Below are 262 nucleotides of genomic sequence, written 5' to 3'. Positions count from 1 at the left end.
GAGCGCGACCGTGGAGGCCCTCATCTGGTCCGCGAAGTCCTGCAAAAAAGGGCTCAACGCCTGGACACCTGCGACGCTGTCCATGACAGCGTAACTCCATGACATCGTCGCAGGACCCAGCTTGTACTTCTTGAGCGCACTGTCATACACCAGGTGCTTCGTTGTTGCCAGCGTGTAGGTCAAGCGTGTCACCGTCGACCGGGCGAGCCCTGTGCTGCGCGCGATTTCCTCGTTGCCCATTGCTGTGACGTCACGCGTGAAC

1 protein-coding gene is annotated in these 262 nt (G+C 60.3%); it reads right to left on the bottom strand.

The window, feature by feature from the left end:
* Window positions 1-262: helix-turn-helix domain-containing protein (locus SB756_RS31405; protein ID WP_410913411.1), on the bottom strand; the 262-nt coding region annotated here is incomplete at both ends.

It is taken from the genome of Pseudomonas sp. SIMBA_068, from assembly GCF_046534705.1.
Lineage (GTDB): Bacteria > Pseudomonadota > Gammaproteobacteria > Pseudomonadales > Pseudomonadaceae > Aquipseudomonas > Aquipseudomonas putida.
The sequence above is the reverse complement of the archived record's forward strand: the minus strand, read 5'-3'. Positions and strand labels throughout refer to the sequence as shown.